At 58.7% G+C, this 16552-nt stretch carries 13 protein-coding genes and 2 tRNA genes; 4 read left to right on the top strand and 11 right to left on the bottom strand.

What is annotated here, in order from left to right; translation table 11 throughout:
• Positions 1-19 precede the first annotated feature (19 nt).
• The 4 genes from rpsR to rnr all read right to left on the bottom strand — a co-directional run bounded on the left by rpsR (position 20) and on the right by rnr (position 4401).
• The gene (gene rpsR, locus AC3ISI_RS02710; RefSeq protein WP_002551829.1) at positions 20-250 is read right to left on the bottom strand and encodes a 30S ribosomal protein S18; all 231 of its coding nucleotides are present in this window, start codon (positions 248-250) and stop codon (positions 20-22) included.
• A gap of 28 nt (positions 251-278) precedes the next feature.
• Positions 279-701: a 30S ribosomal protein S6 gene (rpsF, locus tag AC3ISI_RS02705; protein WP_003217491.1), complete on the bottom strand. Its 423-nt coding sequence runs from the start codon at positions 699-701 to the stop codon at positions 279-281.
• Between the two features lie 305 nt (positions 702-1006).
• Positions 1007-1774: a 23S rRNA (guanosine(2251)-2'-O)-methyltransferase RlmB gene (gene rlmB / locus AC3ISI_RS02700; protein ID WP_489335364.1), complete on the bottom strand. Its 768-nt coding sequence runs from the start codon at positions 1772-1774 to the stop codon at positions 1007-1009.
• A complete protein-coding gene (gene rnr, locus AC3ISI_RS02695; protein ID WP_489335363.1) occupies positions 1771-4401 on the bottom strand; it encodes a ribonuclease R in 2631 nt (876 codons plus the stop codon). Before rnr ends, rlmB begins: the two co-directional genes overlap by 4 nt.
• Before the next feature lie 226 nt (positions 4402-4627).
• Here rnr and AC3ISI_RS02690 point away from each other — a divergent pair.
• The 4 genes from AC3ISI_RS02690 to AC3ISI_RS02675 all read left to right on the top strand — a co-directional run bounded on the left by AC3ISI_RS02690 (position 4628) and on the right by AC3ISI_RS02675 (position 7733).
• Positions 4628-4714 (top strand) — tRNA-Leu (locus AC3ISI_RS02690).
• Between the two features lie 166 nt (positions 4715-4880).
• Positions 4881-4967: transfer RNA gene (locus AC3ISI_RS02685), tRNA-Leu, on the top strand.
• 190 nt (positions 4968-5157) lie between these two features.
• Positions 5158-6168, top strand: a complete 1011-nt coding sequence (locus tag AC3ISI_RS02680; protein WP_489335362.1) for an extracellular solute-binding protein — start codon at positions 5158-5160, stop codon at positions 6166-6168.
• The gene (locus AC3ISI_RS02675) at positions 6168-7733 is read left to right on the top strand and encodes an ABC transporter permease (protein WP_489335361.1); all 1566 of its coding nucleotides are present in this window, start codon (positions 6168-6170) and stop codon (positions 7731-7733) included. Before AC3ISI_RS02680 ends, AC3ISI_RS02675 begins: the two co-directional genes overlap by 1 nt.
• Positions 7734-7857: 124 nt before the next feature.
• Here the strand turns inward: AC3ISI_RS02675 and AC3ISI_RS02670 are convergent, their stop codons facing one another.
• The 7 genes from AC3ISI_RS02670 to hfq all read right to left on the bottom strand — a co-directional run bounded on the left by AC3ISI_RS02670 (position 7858) and on the right by hfq (position 16502).
• Positions 7858-9792 carry a methyl-accepting chemotaxis protein gene (locus tag AC3ISI_RS02670; RefSeq protein WP_489335360.1) on the bottom strand — a complete coding sequence of 645 codons (1935 nt, stop codon included), beginning with the start codon at positions 9790-9792 and terminating at the stop codon, positions 7858-7860.
• Positions 9793-9942: 150 nt separating this feature from the next.
• Positions 9943-11235 carry an adenylosuccinate synthase gene (locus tag AC3ISI_RS02665; protein ID WP_010464193.1) on the bottom strand — a complete coding sequence of 431 codons (1293 nt, stop codon included), beginning with the start codon at positions 11233-11235 and terminating at the stop codon, positions 9943-9945.
• Between the two features lie 54 nt (positions 11236-11289).
• The gene (locus AC3ISI_RS02660; RefSeq protein ID WP_007945592.1) at positions 11290-12477 is read right to left on the bottom strand and encodes an ATP phosphoribosyltransferase regulatory subunit; all 1188 of its coding nucleotides are present in this window, start codon (positions 12475-12477) and stop codon (positions 11290-11292) included.
• A gap of 315 nt (positions 12478-12792) precedes the next feature.
• Positions 12793-13662, bottom strand: coding sequence for a protease modulator HflC (gene hflC, locus AC3ISI_RS02655; RefSeq protein ID WP_489335359.1), 870 nt, complete (start codon positions 13660-13662; stop codon positions 12793-12795).
• Positions 13662-14831 carry an FtsH protease activity modulator HflK gene (gene hflK / locus AC3ISI_RS02650; protein WP_489335358.1) on the bottom strand — a complete coding sequence of 390 codons (1170 nt, stop codon included), beginning with the start codon at positions 14829-14831 and terminating at the stop codon, positions 13662-13664. The genes hflC and hflK overlap by 1 nt, the downstream gene beginning before the upstream one ends.
• A gap of 96 nt (positions 14832-14927) precedes the next feature.
• Positions 14928-16229 carry a ribosome rescue GTPase HflX gene (gene hflX / locus AC3ISI_RS02645; RefSeq protein WP_489335357.1) on the bottom strand — a complete coding sequence of 434 codons (1302 nt, stop codon included), beginning with the start codon at positions 16227-16229 and terminating at the stop codon, positions 14928-14930.
• A gap of 12 nt (positions 16230-16241) precedes the next feature.
• On the bottom strand, positions 16242-16502 hold the full coding sequence (gene hfq / locus AC3ISI_RS02640) for an RNA chaperone Hfq (protein WP_007902656.1): 261 nt from the start codon (positions 16500-16502) through the stop codon (positions 16242-16244).
• Positions 16503-16552: the final 50 nt, after the last annotated feature.

Genomic DNA, 16552 nt, shown 5'->3' with positions numbered 1-16552 from the left:
ACGAGTCGACTGCCCGGTCTCAGCGGCCGTGGCTGTCGGTGTAGGCCAGCAGGGCCAGGAAGCGGGCGCGCTTGATAGCGGTGGCCAGCTGACGCTGATAACGTGCTTTGGTACCGGTGATGCGGCTTGGAACGATTTTGCCGGTCTCGGATACATAAGCTTTCAGAGTGTTGAGATCTTTGTAATCGATCTCTTTCACGTCTTCAGCGGTGAAGCGGCAGAATTTACGACGACGGAAGAAACGTGCCATGTAATAGGCTCCTCAAAAGGTCCGTGGATTACTCGTCAGCGTTATCGCTGTTGTCGCTGTCATCACTGTCAGCGCTTTCAGCGCCTTCGTGCTCAGGACGGTCGCGACGCTCACGGCGCTCACTGCGGTTTTCTTCAGCCTTGAGCATCTCGGATTGGCCGGTAACGGCTTCTTCGCGACGGATGACCAGGTTACGGATCACTGCATCGTTGTAGCGGAAGTTGTCTTCCAGCTCGGCCAGGGCCTTGCCAGTGCACTCAACGTTCAGCATCACGTAGTGAGCCTTGTGAACATTGTTGATTGCGTAGGCCAGTTGACGACGGCCCCAATCTTCCAGACGGTGGATTTTGCCGCCGTCTTCTTCGATCAGCTTGGTGTAACGCTCAACCATGCCGCCGACTTGCTCGCTTTGATCCGGGTGGACCAAAAAGATGATTTCGTAATGACGCATGAATGCTCCTTACGGGTTGTAGCCTGCCGCTCAAAAGCGGTCAGACAAGGAGTGAATGACACTAATGGACTTGCTTGCGATAGACACATGCGTGCCTGCCGTCACAGCAAGGGGCGCAATTGTAGAGAAGGGACGGGAGAGGCGCAAGGCAATTGGTGATTATTTGAACAACCACCCATCTTCACCCAAATACAAAACACTGCGGGAGCGAGCCTGCTCGCGATGGGGGCATGACATTCAACTTTGATGCTGAATGTTACTCCGCTATCGCGAGCAGACTCGCTCCCACAGGGATTACAGCTGACTTAAGACTTTTTGCCGGCTGCGGCAGCTTTGACACTGCGCTGACGCTGGGCTTCGAATAGGCAGACGCCAGTCGCCACGGACACGTTGAGGCTGCTGACGCTGCCAGTCATCGGCAAGTGCACCAGGTAGTCGCAAAGATCGCGGGTCAGACGGCGCATGCCGCTGCCTTCTGCCCCCATGATCAGGATGGTCGGGCCAGTCATGTCTTGCTGATACAGACTCTGCTCAGCTTCACCTGCCGTGCCGACAACCCACAAACCACGCTGCTTGAGTTTTTCCAGGGTGCGCGCCAGATTGGTCACGGCGACCAACGGAATCACTTCCGCCGCGCCACAGGCCACTTTACGGACCGTCGGGGTCAGCGTGGCTGACTTGTCCTTCGGCACGATCACCGCCAGCGCACCGGCCGCATCGGCCGAACGCAGACAAGCACCAAGGTTGTGCGGATCGGTCACACCGTCGAGCACCAGCAGCAGAGGTGCGCCTTCGCTGCGATCCAGCAGCTCGTCGAGCATCGCCTCACCCCAGACCTGGCTCGGACTCACGTCCGCCACCACGCCTTGGTGCACACCATCAACCCAGGCGTCGAGTTCGCGACGCTCAGCGTTGCCGACGGGCACGCGATTTTCATTCGCCAGCGCGATCAGCGCCTGTACTCGCGGCTCGCTGCGGCCTTCTGCCAGCCAGATCTGCTTGACGCGTTTCGGGTGGTGGCGCAGCAATGCTTCTACCGCATGCACGCCGTAGATCTTTTCCAACTGACTCATGGTTTGGCCTTAGGTTTACGCGCCCCGCCGCTTCTGCCGGCTGGAGCAGCACCCGCTTTTGGCGGGCCTTTACGATGTTTGCTCGGTTTTGCTGGCTTGCCGCCGGAGGCCTTGTCAGGCGCCGACCGCCCGGTCTTTCCCCCAGACGCCGCTTTACCGCCGCTTTTTGCCTCAGACAGCAACGCCTGCTTCATTTCACGGCTTTTACGCAGCTCGGCGTTTTTCGCCGCAGCATCGCTTGGGCGATAGGCTTCGACAGCCTTTTCCTTGGCAGGACGACGACCGGTTTTTGCCGGCGCCGGTTCTGCGGCGGTTGTAGCGGCAGGAGCGGTTGTTTCGGTTCCGCGCTTCTTGCGACCAATCGGCGCGCTGATAGTTTTTTCAGCCATCTCGAAGTCGATCTTGCGTTCGTCGAGGTCAACGCGCATCACGCGCACTTCAACGGTATCGCCCAGACGGAAGCTGCGACCAGTACGTTCACCGGCCAAGCGGTGATGCACTGGATCGAAGTGGTAGTAATCGCCCGGCAGCGCGGTGACGTGCACCAGGCCTTCGACGTAGATATCGGTCAGTTCGACGAACAGCCCGAAACCGGTCACAGCAGTGATCACCCCCGGGAACGATTCGCCCACACGGTCTTTCATGAACTCGCACTTGAGCCAGTTCACGACGTCGCGGGTCGCTTCGTCGGCACGGCGCTCGCTCATCGAGCACTGCTCGCCGAGTTGCTCCAGCGCCGCTTCGTCGTACGGATAGATGCGCGCTTTCGGGATGGTCATCGCACCAGCACGGCGAACATGCGGTGTGTTCTGCTTGGAGTGGATGACGCTGCGGATCGCCCGGTGCGTGAGCAAGTCCGGGTAGCGGCGGATCGGCGAGGTGAAGTGGGTATAGGCTTCGTAATTCAGGCCGAAGTGGCCCTGGTTATCAGCGCTGTACACCGCTTGGCTCAACGAACGCAGCATGACGGTCTGGATCAGATGGAAATCCGGGCGGTCCTTGATGCTTGCCAGCAAGGCCTGGTAATCCTTCGGCGAGGGGCCATCCTTGCCTTTGTGCAGGGACAGGCCGAGCTCACCCAGGAAGGCGCGCAATTTTTCCAGACGCTCCGGCGGCGGACCATCGTGGACGCGGTACAGCGCCGGGATTTCGTGCTTTTTCAGGAATTCGGCGGTGGCCACGTTGGCCGCCAGCATGCATTCCTCGATCAGCTTGTGCGCATCGTTACGAACGGTCGGACGGATTTCGGCAATCTTGCGTTCAGTCCCGAAGATGATCCGGGTTTCCTGCGTTTCGAAATCAATCGCGCCACGCACGTGACGAGCAGCCAGCAGCACTTTGTACAGTGCGTAAAGCTGCTTGAGGTGCGGCAGAACGTCGTTGTACTCACCACGAAGCTGACGCGCCTCGGTGAGTTTTGGCGTTTCCAGCATCGCGCTGACTTTGTTGTAGGTCAGGCGGGCGTGGGAGTGAATCACCGCTTCGTAGAAGCAGTAGTCGGTCATTTCGCCAGACTTGGAGATGGTCATCTCGCAAACCATGGCCAGACGATCGACGTGCGGGTTCAGCGAGCACAGACCGTTGGACAGCTGCTCAGGCAGCATCGGCACAACGCGCTCAGGGAAGTACACCGAGTTGCCGCGAACCTGGGATTCATTGTCCAGGGCCGAACCGATTTTCACATAGCTGGAAACGTCGGCAATCGCCACGTACAACTTCCAGCCACCGGAGAACAGACGCAGCTTGCCCGGCTTGGATTCGCAGTAAACCGCGTCATCGAAGTCGCGCGCGTCTTCACCGTCGATGGTCACAAACGGCAGATGGCGCAGGTCGATGCGCTTTTCTTTGTCTTTCTCTTCGACTTCTGGCTTGAGCTTGGCGGCTTCTTTCAAGACCGCTTCGGGCCAGACGTGAGGAATGTCGTAGGTGCGCAGGGCGACATCGATTTCCATGCCCGGCGCCATGTAGTTACCCACGACTTCGACCACGTCGCCTTGCGGCTGGAAGCGTGGTGTCGGCCAGTGAGTGATCTTCACTTCAACGAATTGACCGATCTGGGCGTTGGCATTGCGACCCGGCGTGACCAGCACTTCCTGCTGGATCTTCGGGTTGTCCGCAACGACGAAGCCGATGCCGCCTTCTTCGAAGTAGCGACCGACGATGGTTTCGTGAGCACGGGACACTACTTCGACGATCATGCCTTCACGGCGACCGCGACGGTCGAGGCCGGAAACGCGGGCCAGGGCACGGTCGCCGTCGAAGACCAGGCGCATTTGCGCCGGGCTCATGAACAGGTCGTCACTGCCGTCGTCCGGGACCAGGAAGCCAAAGCCGTCACGGTGACCGCTAACGCGGCCCAGGATCAGGTCGAGCTTGTCCACCGGCGCATAGGTGCCGCGACGGGTATAGATGAGTTGAGCGTCGCGCTCCATGGCGCGCAGGCGGCGGCGCAGGGCTTCGATCTGGTCTTCTGTGGTCAGACCAAACTCTTCGACCAGTTGCTCGCGGTTTGCAGGCGAACCTCGATCAGCGAGGTGCTGAAGGATCAGTTCGCGGCTAGGAATAGGGTTTTCATATTTTTCCGCTTCACGAGCGGCCTCGGGATCGAGGGACTGCCAATCGGCCATTAGAGAGTTTTCACCTTGTCTATATGCGGGTTAGTTTGGCATAGGCGTAATGAAACGGGAAATTTCAAGCTGTGACAGCCCTTCTAAAGCCCTTTATCGACATCGCAACACCGATTTGAATACCACTGGCGAAATTTCCCAAGTTTTTTTGATGTCGGGGGTTTACAGTTAAAAAGACGCTCCGTATAGTGCGCGCCATCGACGACGCAGACGCGCTGCCGATACTGCCCAGATGGTGAAATTGGTAGACACGCCAGCTTCAGGTGCTGGTGACCGCAAGGTCGTGGAAGTTCGAGTCTTCTTCTGGGCACCAATTTCGAGCTTGAGATTAGTTCAATTTCCAGGCTCACACAAAAACCCGCGAAAGCGGGTTTTTGCATTCTAAGCATCTGATTTATTAAATCTAAATCAGGGGTTTACAGATCAAAATGCTCTCCGTATAGTGCGCCACATCAACAGCGGCAACGCTTGCGATGAATGCCCAGATGGTGAAATTGGTAGACACGCCAGCTTCAGGTGCTGGTGACCGCAAGGTCGTGGAAGTTCGAGTCTTCTTCTGGGCACCAATTCAAATTCAAGGTCAAGATCTTGAATTTCACAGAAACCCGCGAAAGCGGGGTTTTGCGTTTCCGGGGTTTAAAAAACAATCGCAACGCTCTAGCAGAGCCTTGCCCACCCGCGCAAAGCGCACATGAGAAACAATATCGTTTATCATTGTTGCAAGTTTTTGCAATGCGACAGTGAGGAACCCTGCGAATGATGTTTCGAAATACCCTGCGCCGCGGCCTGACCTTCACCCTGCTCAGCCTGGTACTCGCCACTCCCCTCACCCAGGCTGCCGAGTCGGTTTCCCTGACGCTCTATAACGGTCAACACAAGGAAGTCGGCGACGCCATCGCCAAGGCTTTCGAAGCCAAGACCGGCATCCATGTGAATGTGCGCAAAGGCAGCAGCAACCAGCTCGCCAGCCAGATCGTGGAAGAAGGCGAGCGCTCCCCCGCCGATGTGATTTACACCGAAGAATCGCCGCCGCTTAACAAACTGGGCGAGCAAGGCCTGCTGGCCAAGACCGACGACGCCACACTGGCGGTTTTGCCCAAGGAATATGTAGCAGGCAACCGCACTTGGATCGGCATCACGGCTCGGGTCCGAGTCGTTGCATTTAACCCCAAGCTGATTGACGAGAAGGACCTGCCCATGTCGGTAATGGAGCTCTCCAATCCGAAATGGCAAGGCAAGGTCGGCTTCGTGCCTTCCAGCGGCGCCTTTCAGGAACAGGCCGTCGCAATCATCAAAGTGCATGGCATGGATGCGGCCGAAGAATGGCTGACTGGCCTGCGCGCGTTCGGCAAGACCTACAGCAACAATATGGTGGCCCTGAAAGCCGTGGAAAATGGCGAAGTCGCCACCGTACTGGTGAATAACTATTACTGGTTCGCCTTGCAACGCGAGAAAGGCCAGCTCGATTCGAAACTCCATTACTTCACCGGCGGCGACGTCGGCGGGCTAATCACCGTTTCCAGCGCGGCCGCGCTGAAATCCAGCAAACACCCACAAGAAGCCCAGCAACTCCTCGCGTATATGGTCAGCGAAGAAGGTCAGCGCGTGATCACCCAGACCACCGCTGAATACCCGCTGCATAAAGGCATGGAATCGGATCGCGGCCTCAAACCGTTCAGTGAACTGCAAGCCCCTAACGTCACACCGGCCGATCTGGGCAATGCCGAACAAGCTCTGGACCTGGAACGTGACGTTGGCTTGAACTGATGAGCGCATCGTTATCCACCCCCGCGTCGCGCGGGGGTTACGTGCCACAGCGCAAGCAGCCATCAATCTGGCTGCTGCTCCCGGTTCTGCTGCTGGTCGTGCTCAGCCTGTTGCCGCTGATGTACGTCGGGCTCAAGGCCTGGCAAGCCGGCTGGGCCGAAGCGTTGCATCTGCTGTGGCGACCTTATGTGTTTGGACTGCTGCGTAATACATTGGCGTTGATGGCTGGCGTGACACTGGCCTGCGGCGTGATTGGCCTGTCGCTGGCCTGGCTACTGGAACGCAGCAATCTGCCGGGACGTCGTTTGTGGGGCGTGATTCTGTGCCTGCCATTTGCAGTGCCGGCGTTTGTCAGCAGCTTCACCTGGGTTTCGCTCAGCGCTCACTTCGAAGGGTTGGGCGGGGCGATTCTGGTGATGACGCTGTCAAAGTACCCGCTGATCTTTCTGCCCGTTGCGGCGACGTTGCGCAATCTTGATCCCTCTCTTGAAGAATCTGCCCGAACGCTTGGACAGAATCGTTGGGGCGTGTTTTTCAGAGTCACGTTGCCGTTGCTCTGGCCATCATTGCTGGCGGGCTCACTGCTGATCGCGCTGCATATGTTGGTGGAGTTCGGTGCGTTGTCGATCATCGGCTTGCAAACCTTTACCACAGCGATTTATCAGCAGTTCGAACTGGAATTCAGCAATGCCAACGCGGCGATGCTTTCAGCGGTGTTGCTGGCGCTGTGCCTGATATTGCTGTGGCTGGAACTGAGGGTTCGCGGCAATGGCCGGCATGTTCGTACCGGCCAAGGCGCGGCGCGACAAGCGGAACAGGTTCAATTGGGGCCCTGGGCCAGCGCCGGACAGCTTTACTGCCTGAGCCTGGCGATCATCGGCAGCGGCATTCCGCTGGGTATGCTGGTGTATTGGCTGGCGGTCGGTTCTTCAGCCGCGTTCCCGGTGGCGGCGATTGGTGAAGCACTGGTGTCGTCACTTGCTCTTTCACTAGGAGGCGCGGCGCTCTGCCTGGTACTGGCCGTGCCGGTGGGATTGCTGGTGGTACGCTACAAAGGCCGATTGGCGATCTGGGCCGAGCGCTTGCCGTATCTGCTGCATGCGCTGCCGGGCCTGGTCATTGCGCTGACGCTGGTGTATTTCGCCCTGCACTATGTGCCGGCGCTGTACCAGACATCGGCCTTGCTGCTGATTGCTTATGCGCTGTTGTTTCTGCCGTTGGCCCAGGCGCCGATTCGAACGGCCCTGAACAAGGCTGCTCCGCAACTGGAAGAGGCTGCACGCACGCTGGGAGCTACGTCGCTCACTGCGTTTTACCGGATTACCTTGCCGATTATTTTCCCGGCGCTGGGCGCGGCGTTTGCGCTGGTGTTTCTGGATGCAATGAAGGAGCTGACGGCAACGCTGCTGTTGAGTCCGACCGGGCTCAACACCTTGGCGACCGAGGTTTGGGCACATACCGCGAATGTGGAATTCGCGGCGGCGGCGCCTTATGCGGCGTTGTTGATTTTGGTGTCGGGGGTGCCGGTTTATTTGTTAACAACCCGGATGTATTTGAGCCGTTGAGACCGCTTTCGCGAGCAGGCTCGCTCCCACAGTGGTTGTTGGCGAACACAAAATGTGTGAACACTCTCAATCAACTGTGGGAGCGAGCCTGCTCGCGAAGGAGGCAGACCAGCCAATGCAAGTCTTACGCCCTGAACTGCCCCAGACTCGCCTTCAACTGCGCTGCCAAGCCATCCAGCACCTTGCCGCTGGCCGTGGTCTCAACCACCGCCTGAGCTGCTTTCTCAGCCTGCGCATGAATGGTTTCAACTCGACCGCGCACCGCCTGCGCGCCTTGCGCCTGATGCGCCGCGGCCTGAGTCGCCAGACCAATTGCCGCATGCACCTGCTCGACCGACGCCTGCACCGACTGCTGCAACCGCGCACTGTCGCGCAAGACCAGCAAACCTTCGCTGGCCTGACGTCCAGCCTGACCAATCGCCGCCACCGCCTCACGCGCACCTTGTTGCAAGGCAACGATGTGCGCCTGAATGTCGCCGGTCGAGCTCTGCGTCTTGCTCGCCAGCGCCCGCACTTCGTCAGCCACCACAGCAAACCCGCGACCGGTCTCTCCCGCACGCGCCGCCTCGATGGCTGCGTTGAGTGCCAGCAGATTGGTTTGTTCGGCGATTCCGTGAATCACCGTCAACACCACTTCAATCTGCTCACTCTGCTGCGCCAGCCGCTCGATGACTTTCGCACCAGTATCGACCTGCCCGGCCAACGCTTCAATCAGGCTGCCGACTTTCGCCGAGGTCCGGGTGTTTTCATCCGTGGCCGAACGAATGTCCACCACCTGCTGCAACGCAGCCTGCATGGCGTGGCTTTCAGACTGGGCTTCATCCGCCATCCGCGACAACGCACGCAAGCTCTCGGCCACTTCATCGCGCTGCATCCCCGCCGCCTTATCAGCCCCTGCATTGCGCAGGGTCATGGCACCGATTTCCACGCCGGTACGCTGAGCCACATCGCCCGCTTCGCGCACAATCGGCTGCAACTTATCCACAAAACGATTGACCGCCGAGGCCATGTCGCCGATTTCGTCCTTGCTGTTGATCTGCACACGCTTTGTCAGATCGCCCTCTCCCGCCGCCAGATCATCCATGGCACTGATCAGCAGCTTCAAGCGGTTGACCACTCGACGCCCCAACACCACAGCCAGCAACAGCAGCACACCGCAACCGACCAGCGCCAGGCCCATGCCGATGCGCCAGCGCAAGGTCGCTGCCGCTTCCTGCACCGTACTGGCGGTATTGGATTTCATTTCAGCTGCCGTGGACTGCGCCGACTGCAACCGCGCGCCCATGGCCGCTGCACTGTCTGCAGCCGCACCCTTGAGGCTGTCGCCGACCAGTTGATCACTGCTGGCAATCAGCGCCGAAAAACGCTTATCGAGGGCCGCAAGGTCGGTTTCCACCGAGGCGGTCGAGACCCCCATCACAACCTTGCCGATTTCCACGCCGTTAGGGTTGATAGAGGCTTCAAGGTAATAAACCGATGGATCGTTCTTCGCCGCATCCAGCACTTTGTCCAGCGCGCGTTCGCCTTGCCCCTTTTCCAGCAAGGCCTTGTTGATCGGGTTTTCGCGATTCAGATAGCGCGTCAGGTGCTGCCCCGTAGCATCGTCGTAAACCACGAACAACACGTTGGGATTACGCTGTGCACGGCGGGCAAACTCAGACAGGGTTGGAACGTCGCTGTCCCACATGGCGCGGGGGGCAACCGAGGCCAGAAGCTGCGCCATATCATTGGCGGAGTCCTTCAGGTCTTTTTCCAACGCCGTGCGCAACTGCGCCTGCTCATCCTTCAAACGCGAGGACAAACCAGCCGTGAGACGCTGACGCGTGCTAGTCGAGAGGCTGTCGAGGCTGGATGTGACTTCACGTCCTGCCTGTTCAAGCTCGCCAGAGAGTTTTTGACTGTCAGCGCCCAGACGCACACCCAGATCGGCTTCCAGCGCAGTCACTGTGCTCCGGGTCAGGGCAACAGCCACCAGCACCTGCACCAAAAGGGCGATACCAAGGGTAACGAACACCGGCCGCAATAAACGGCTTTGTAACAATGAGAGAACGGCCGACACTTAAAATCCCTCTGCTTTGGCGCCATTAAATTGATGGCGCACTGGAAGCGATGCTTTTAATCAAGATCACAGCAAAGGTCATGCCGTCCGGCAGGCATAAACGACAAAGACCCCAATTAAGGGGCCTTTGTTTTGTACATCAACGACTTATCAGGCGAACGGGTGACGCAGAACGATGGTTTCGTTGCGATCCGGGCCCGTCGAAATAATGTCAATCGGCGCACCGACCAACTCTTCAACGCGTTTGATGTAGTTGCGAGCAGCTTGTGGCAGCTCTTCCAGCGTCTTGGCACCGACGGTGGATTCGGTCCAGCCCGGCATCTCTTCGTACACCGGCTCCAGGCCGATGTAGCTGTCAGCGTCAGTCGGTGCGTCGATCACTGCACCGTCCTGGTTCTTGTAGCCAACGCAGATGTTGATGGTTTCCAGACCGTCCAGCACGTCCAGCTTGGTCAGGCACAGGCCCGAAATGCTGTTGACGTCGATAGCGCGACGCAGGATGACGGCGTCGAACCAACCGCAACGACGGGCACGACCAGTGGTAGCGCCGAACTCGTGGCCACGCTTGGCGAGGAACGCGCCAACATCATCGAACAGCTCAGTCGGGAACGGACCCGAACCGACGCGAGTGGTGTAGGCCTTGGTGATACCCAGGATGTAATCCAGGTACATCGGACCAAAACCCGAACCGGTGGCGATGCCGCCCGCAGTGGTGTTGGAGCTGGTGACGTACGGGTAGGTACCGTGGTCGATGTCCAGCAGGGAACCTTGAGCGCCTTCGAACATGATGTCTTTGCCAGCGCGGCGCAGCTCGTGCAGCTCGGCGGTGACGTCGAGCATCATCGGCTTCAGCAGCTCGGCGTACTCCATGCACTCGTCCAGAGTCTTCTGGAAATCGATCGCTGGTTCTTTGTAGTAATTCACCAGAACGAAGTTGTGGTAATCCAGCAACTCGCCCAGCTTGGCGGCGAAACGCTCACGATGGAACAGGTCACCGATGCGTAGACCGCGACGTGCAACCTTGTCTTCGTAGGCCGGGCCGATGCCGCGACCGGTGGTACCGATCTTCAGCTCGCCACGGGCCTTTTCACGAGCCTGGTCCAGCGCTACGTGGTAGGACAGGATCAGCGGGCAGGACGGGCTGATACGCAGGCGCTCGCGCACCGGTACGCCTTTCTCTTCCAGCTTGATGATTTCCCGCAGCAGAGCGTCGGGTGCAACCACCACGCCGTTACCGATCAGGCACTGCACGCCTTCGCGCAGCACGCCCGAGGGGATCAGGTGCAAGACGGTTTTCTCGCCGTCGATCACCAGAGTGTGACCAGCGTTGTGGCCACCCTGGTAGCGCACTACGGCGGCAGCATGTTCGGTCAGCAGATCAACGATCTTGCCTTTGCCCTCATCACCCCATTGGGTGCCCAGGACTACGACATTCTTACCCATAACACTTGTCCTCATTCGCGCAAACTTGGTGCCGGCGGCAGCCGGCAGGAAAACTCAAGAAGCCAGCGGCAATACTTGCCAAAGCCCGTTCTGCTGAATCAATTGCCGGTCGCAGTCCGCTTCACGGGCGGCGGCCAAGGGTTGCCCAGGCAATGCCTGAACGACACGCTGACCCTCACTGCGCAACTGGCAAACCTGCTGCCAGAGTGCCGCATCCGTACTGTCAGGCATCCAGATACCGCCAGACGGTAGCTCGATTTCAGCACGCCCCAGGGTCACCAGGGTTTTCAAATCGGTAGAGAAGCCAGTGGCCGGACGAGCGCGACCGAAGTCGGCGCCGATGTCGTCGTAACGACCGCCCTGGGCAATGGACTGGCCAACACCCGGCACGAACACCGCGAACACCACACCGGTGTGGTAGTGGTAACCGCGCAACTCGCCAAGGTCGAAGTACAGCGGCAGTTCCGGGAAACGCACGGACAAACGCTCGGCAATCGCCAACAGGTCGTCAAGCGCAGCCAGAACCGGGGCCGGCGCATTCGCCAGACGCTCGCGGGCAGCGCTCAACACTTCACGGCCGCCACACAAATCGACCAATGCGCGCAGCATGCCCGACAGATCGGCAGGCAGGCCTTCGGTCAAGGTAATGACCTCGTCGATGGCCTTGCGTTGCAATGCATCGAACAATTGTTGCTCGACTTCGCCGGACAAACCTGCGGCGCGGGCCAGGCCACGGTAGATACCGACATGGCCGAGGTCCATGTGTACATCCGGCACATCGGCCAGTTGCAGCATAGCCAACATCAGACTGATGACTTCCACATCACTGCTCGGGCTGCCATCGCCGTACAACTCGGCACCCAACTGAATCGGGCTGCGCGAGGACGACAATGCACGCGGCTGGGCGTGCAGCACGCTACCGGCATAGCACAGACGGCTCGGCCCTTCGCGACGCAAAGTGTGCGCATCGATGCGCGCCACTTGCGGCGTGATGTCGGCACGGAACCCCATCTGCCGGCCCGATTGCGGGTCGATGACCTTGAAGGTACGCAAATCGAGGTCCGAGCCCGCGCCGGTCAGCAGGGATTCCAGGTACTCGATATGGGGAGTCACGACAAACTCGTAACCCCAGCTCTGGAACAGATCCAACACCTGACGACGCGCCACTTCAATGCGCGCCGCTTCTGGTGGCAGTACTTCTTCGATGCCATCTGGCAGCAGCCAGCGGTCTACCGTTGCCATTACGCCATTCCCCTATGATCCGGGCGGCAAGCCGTCGGGCGAGCCTTGAGTGAAGCAGAAAATGATCGGTTCATGTGCAAACCACGCGCATGAACAACACGGCGAAAAGCCTCGAACCGGCTTCGCCAACCACTTTCCTCGAAAATCCTGTCGAGTCATTCAACTCGGTCTTCTGCCTGAAAACAGCAATCAAACGTGCAGACGCAAAAAAGCCGGGAATTTCCCGGCTGCCGCATCATACACACGTTTTCCCAAAGGATCACCCCGCCCGAGGCTTTAGCCGCCAGGCGGGGGATGATTCAGGTCAACGCGGTATCAAGGCTTGGCTTTTTCCAGGTAACGGAAGAAGTCGCTGCTTGGGTCCAGGACCATGACGTCGGATTTGTTCGCGAAGCTTTCACGGTAGGCGCGCAGGCTACGGTAGAAAGCGTAGAACTCCTGATCCTGGCCGTAAGCCTTGGAGTAGATCGCAGATGCCTGGGCATCACCGTCACCGCGAACCTCTTCAGATTCACGATAGGCCTCAGCCAGCAACACGCGGCGCTGACGATCGGCGTCGGCACGGATGCCTTCTGCCAGCTCGTTACCCTTGGCGCGGTGCTCGCGAGCTTCACGCTCACGCTCGGTGCTCATACGCTCGAACACGCTGCGGTTCACTTCTTTCGGCAGATCGATGGCCTTGACCCGAACATCGACGACTTCGATACCCAGTTCTTTTTCCGCCATCTTGTTCAGCGAAGCGGTGATGTCAGCCATCAGCGCGTCACGCTCACCGGAAACCACTTCATGCAGCGTGCGCTTACCGAACTGGTCACGCAGGCCTGACTCCAGACGACGGGACAGACGCTCGTCGGCGATTTGCTTGAGACCAGAAGTTGCGGTGTAGAAGCGCTCGGCATCTTTCACGCGCCACTTGGCGAAGGCATCCACCATGACGGCTTTCTTTTCCAGCGTCAGGAAGCGTTGCGTCGGTGCATCCAGCGTCATCAGACGTGCGTCGAATTTACGCACCTGGTTAACGTAAGGCACCTTCACATGCAGGCCCGGCTGAACATCAGCCTGGACCACGCGACCGAACTGCAGCAACACCGCACGCTCGGTCTGAGCCACGATATAGAAGCAATTCCAGGCAGCGATCGCCACGACGACGCCGACAATAAGGGCGATCAGCGATTTATTGCTCATCAGCGGGTCTCCCTTGTGCGCGTTTGCGGCAGGTCAGTAGCATGCGGCACGACATCCGTGTTGCTGGAGGCTGCGGCCGAACCGGTTACCGGCGCATTACCGCCAGAACTGTTTTGAATCATCTTGTCCAGCGGCAAGTACAGCAGATTGCTCTGGCCATTCTTGTTGCCGGTCACGAGTACCTTGCTGGTGTTGGTGAAGACTTCCTGCATGGTGTCCAGATACAGACGCTCGCGGGTCACTTCAGGGGCCTTGCGATACTCGGCGACCAGCTTGGTGAAGCGATCGGCCTCACCCTTGGCGCGCGAGACGGTTTCGTCACGGTAACCATTGGCATCCTCGAGGATACGCTGGGCCTGGCCTCGGGCTTCCGGCACGACGCCGTTGGCATAGGTTTCAGCCTGGTTACGCGAACGCTGCTCGTCTTCACGGGCACGGATCACGTCATCGAAGGCTTCCTGGACTTCACGCGGTGCCGCTGCGTTCTGAACGTTGACCTGGGTAACGGTGATACCGGTGCGATAGGTATCCATGAAGCGTTGCAGACGCTCCTTGATCTCGCTGGCCATCAACTCACGACCTTCAGTCAGCACCTGGTCCATGGCGGTAGAACCCACCACGTGACGCAAGGCACTGTCTGTCGCTTGCTGCAGGCTGATTTCCGGCTGATCGACATCCAGCACGAAATCCTGCAGGTTGCTGATCTTGTATTGCACGGTCAGCGGCACTTCGACGATGTTCTCGTCTTCGGTCAGCATCTGCCCCTGCTTGGTGTACGAACGCTCACGCGTAACGTTTTCCAGGTACTTTTTGTCGATCGGCGGAAAGTAGATGTTCAGGCCCGGGCCGACGGTTTCGTAGTACTTGCCGAAGCGCAGCACCACGGCTTGCTCCTGCTCGTCAACGACGTAGACCGCGCTGTACAGCCAAACGGCCGCCAACACGACAAGGCCGATGCCAAGAATGCCGCCGAAGCCGCCGCTCTTGCCCGAACCACCGCCGTCATCACCACGTTTCTTACCACCACCGAACAACCCGTTCAGGCTTTCCTGCAGCTTTCGGAAGGCCTCGTCGAGATCCGGTGGTCCCTTGCGGTCGCCGTTATTGCGGCGCTTGCCACCCCAAGGATCCTGATTATTCGAGTTGCCACCCGGCTCATTCCAAGCCATAGCGCTCTCCATCTGATAAAGCAAAGACGCACCCACGGCGCGCCGACCAATGCTACAGAATGCCTGTCACCACGGCACAACCGCTTTCTCAGGCTTTTATTGCAAAGTGTGTTGCTCGATGAAGTCATTCGGCTGCAAACCTTCGCGGCTCACCAATCGGTTCAACTCGACCCGTGGCAAGCGAACGGCCAGCAAGCTGATGCCTTCTTCGTCGTGTTCTTCTTTCTGTACCGCACCGACTTCGAAAAACTGCGCACGCAGTCGAGCAAAACGTTGCGGCAAGCGCAAGGTGCCAATAAACAAATCACTGCCGAGTAACTCGGCAATGGCTTGCTCAAGCAATTCCAGACCCGTGCCATCACGCGCCGACAGCCATACCCGCTGGGGTTTACCGTTTTCGTCGCGCTGAATTTGTGGCTCAACGCCTTCAAGCAAATCGAGTTTGTTATAGACCTCGAGGATCGGCAAGTCCTGGGCACCAATCTCGCCCAGCACCACCATCACCTGCTCGATCTGCAACATGCGATCGGGTTCGGCCGCATCGATTACGTGCAACAAAAGGTCGGAGTTGCTCGACTCTTCGAGAGTAGACCGAAATGCCTCGACCAGCTTGTGAGGCAAGTGGCGAATGAAACCCACGGTGTCCGCCAGGACAATCGGCCCCAGATCGTCTAAATCCAGACGGCGCAGGGTCGGGTCCAGCGTGGCAAACAATTGGTCAGCCGCGTAGACGTCGGATTTCGTCACGTTATTGAAGAGCGTGGATTTACCGGCGTTGGTATACCCCACCAGCGACACGGTAGGGATATCCGCACGCATACGGCCACGTCGCGACTGTTCGCGCTGGCTGCGCACTTTCTCCAGCCGCCCCTTGATCTGTCGCAGGCGAACCCGCAGCAAACGGCGGTCGGTTTCCAGCTGGGTTTCACCCGGTCCACGCATGCCGATACCGCCACCTTGGCGTTCAAGGTGAGTCCAGCCACGAACCAGCCGGGTGCTCATGTGGTCAAGCTGGGCCAGTTCTACCTGGAGCTTGCCTTCATGGGTACGGGCGCGCTGGGCGAAAATATCGAGAATCAGACCGGTACGGTCGATCACGCGACACTCGAACACACGTTCAAGGTTACGTTCCTGACTGGGCGTGAGGATGTGATTGAAAATCACCAGATCGGCCTCTTCGGCCTTGACCAGGTCGCGCAGCTCCTCGACCTTGCCGCTGCCAATGAGGAATTTGGCGGTTGGCCGATGACGCGGCACGTTAAAAAACGCAACGGTCTCGGCGCCGGCCGAATTAGCCAATTCCTGAAACTCCTGCGGATCTTCGCGCGCCTCAGGGTCCTGTCCATCCAAGTGAACGAGGATGACTCGCTCACCACCACCGTGGCGCTCAAAGAACAAAGGAGACTCCTATCAGGCGTTACCTGGCTCAGCGTCACCTGCTTCGGATTCGGTTGCGCTAGGCAGACGAATTGGACGAACCGGCACCACTGTAGAGATAGCGTGTTTGTAAACCATCTGGCTCACGGTGTTTTTCAGCAGGATAACGAACTGGTCGAAAGACTCGATCGTGCCTTGCAGTTTGATACCGTTGACCAGGTAGATGGACACCCCAACTTTCTCTTTACGTAAAGTATTCAAGTAAGGGTCTTGTAGCGAATGCCCTTTTGACATGTGCCGCACTCCTTTAAGGATTCAATATAAAAAATAGGTAAACAGATGGC

It is taken from the genome of Pseudomonas sp. GL_139_B, assembly GCF_057834475.1.
Note: the sequence above shows the minus strand (reverse complement) of the source record. Positions and strands in the feature narration are given on the sequence as shown.

Coding starts and splice junctions, on each gene's coding strand:
- AC3ISI_RS02660 (WP_007945592.1), bottom strand. CDS start 12,477: ATGGCAACGGTAGACCGCTGGCTGCTGCCAGATGGCATCGAAGAAGTA.
- AC3ISI_RS02675 (WP_489335361.1), top strand. CDS start 6,168: ATGAGCGCATCGTTATCCACCCCCGCGTCGCGCGGGGGTTACGTGCCA.
- rpsR (WP_002551829.1), bottom strand. CDS start 250: ATGGCACGTTTCTTCCGTCGTCGTAAATTCTGCCGCTTCACCGCTGAA.
- hflK (WP_489335358.1), bottom strand. CDS start 14,831: ATGGCTTGGAATGAGCCGGGTGGCAACTCGAATAATCAGGATCCTTGG.
- rpsF (WP_003217491.1), bottom strand. CDS start 701: ATGCGTCATTACGAAATCATCTTTTTGGTCCACCCGGATCAAAGCGAG.
- AC3ISI_RS02665 (WP_010464193.1), bottom strand. CDS start 11,235: ATGGGTAAGAATGTCGTAGTCCTGGGCACCCAATGGGGTGATGAGGGC.
- rnr (WP_489335363.1), bottom strand. CDS start 4,401: ATGGCCGATTGGCAGTCCCTCGATCCCGAGGCCGCTCGTGAAGCGGAA.
- AC3ISI_RS02680 (WP_489335362.1), top strand. CDS start 5,158: ATGATGTTTCGAAATACCCTGCGCCGCGGCCTGACCTTCACCCTGCTC.
- hflC (WP_489335359.1), bottom strand. CDS start 13,662: ATGAGCAATAAATCGCTGATCGCCCTTATTGTCGGCGTCGTCGTGGCG.
- rlmB (WP_489335364.1), bottom strand. CDS start 1,774: ATGAGTCAGTTGGAAAAGATCTACGGCGTGCATGCGGTAGAAGCATTG.
- hfq (WP_007902656.1), bottom strand. CDS start 16,502: ATGTCAAAAGGGCATTCGCTACAAGACCCTTACTTGAATACTTTACGT.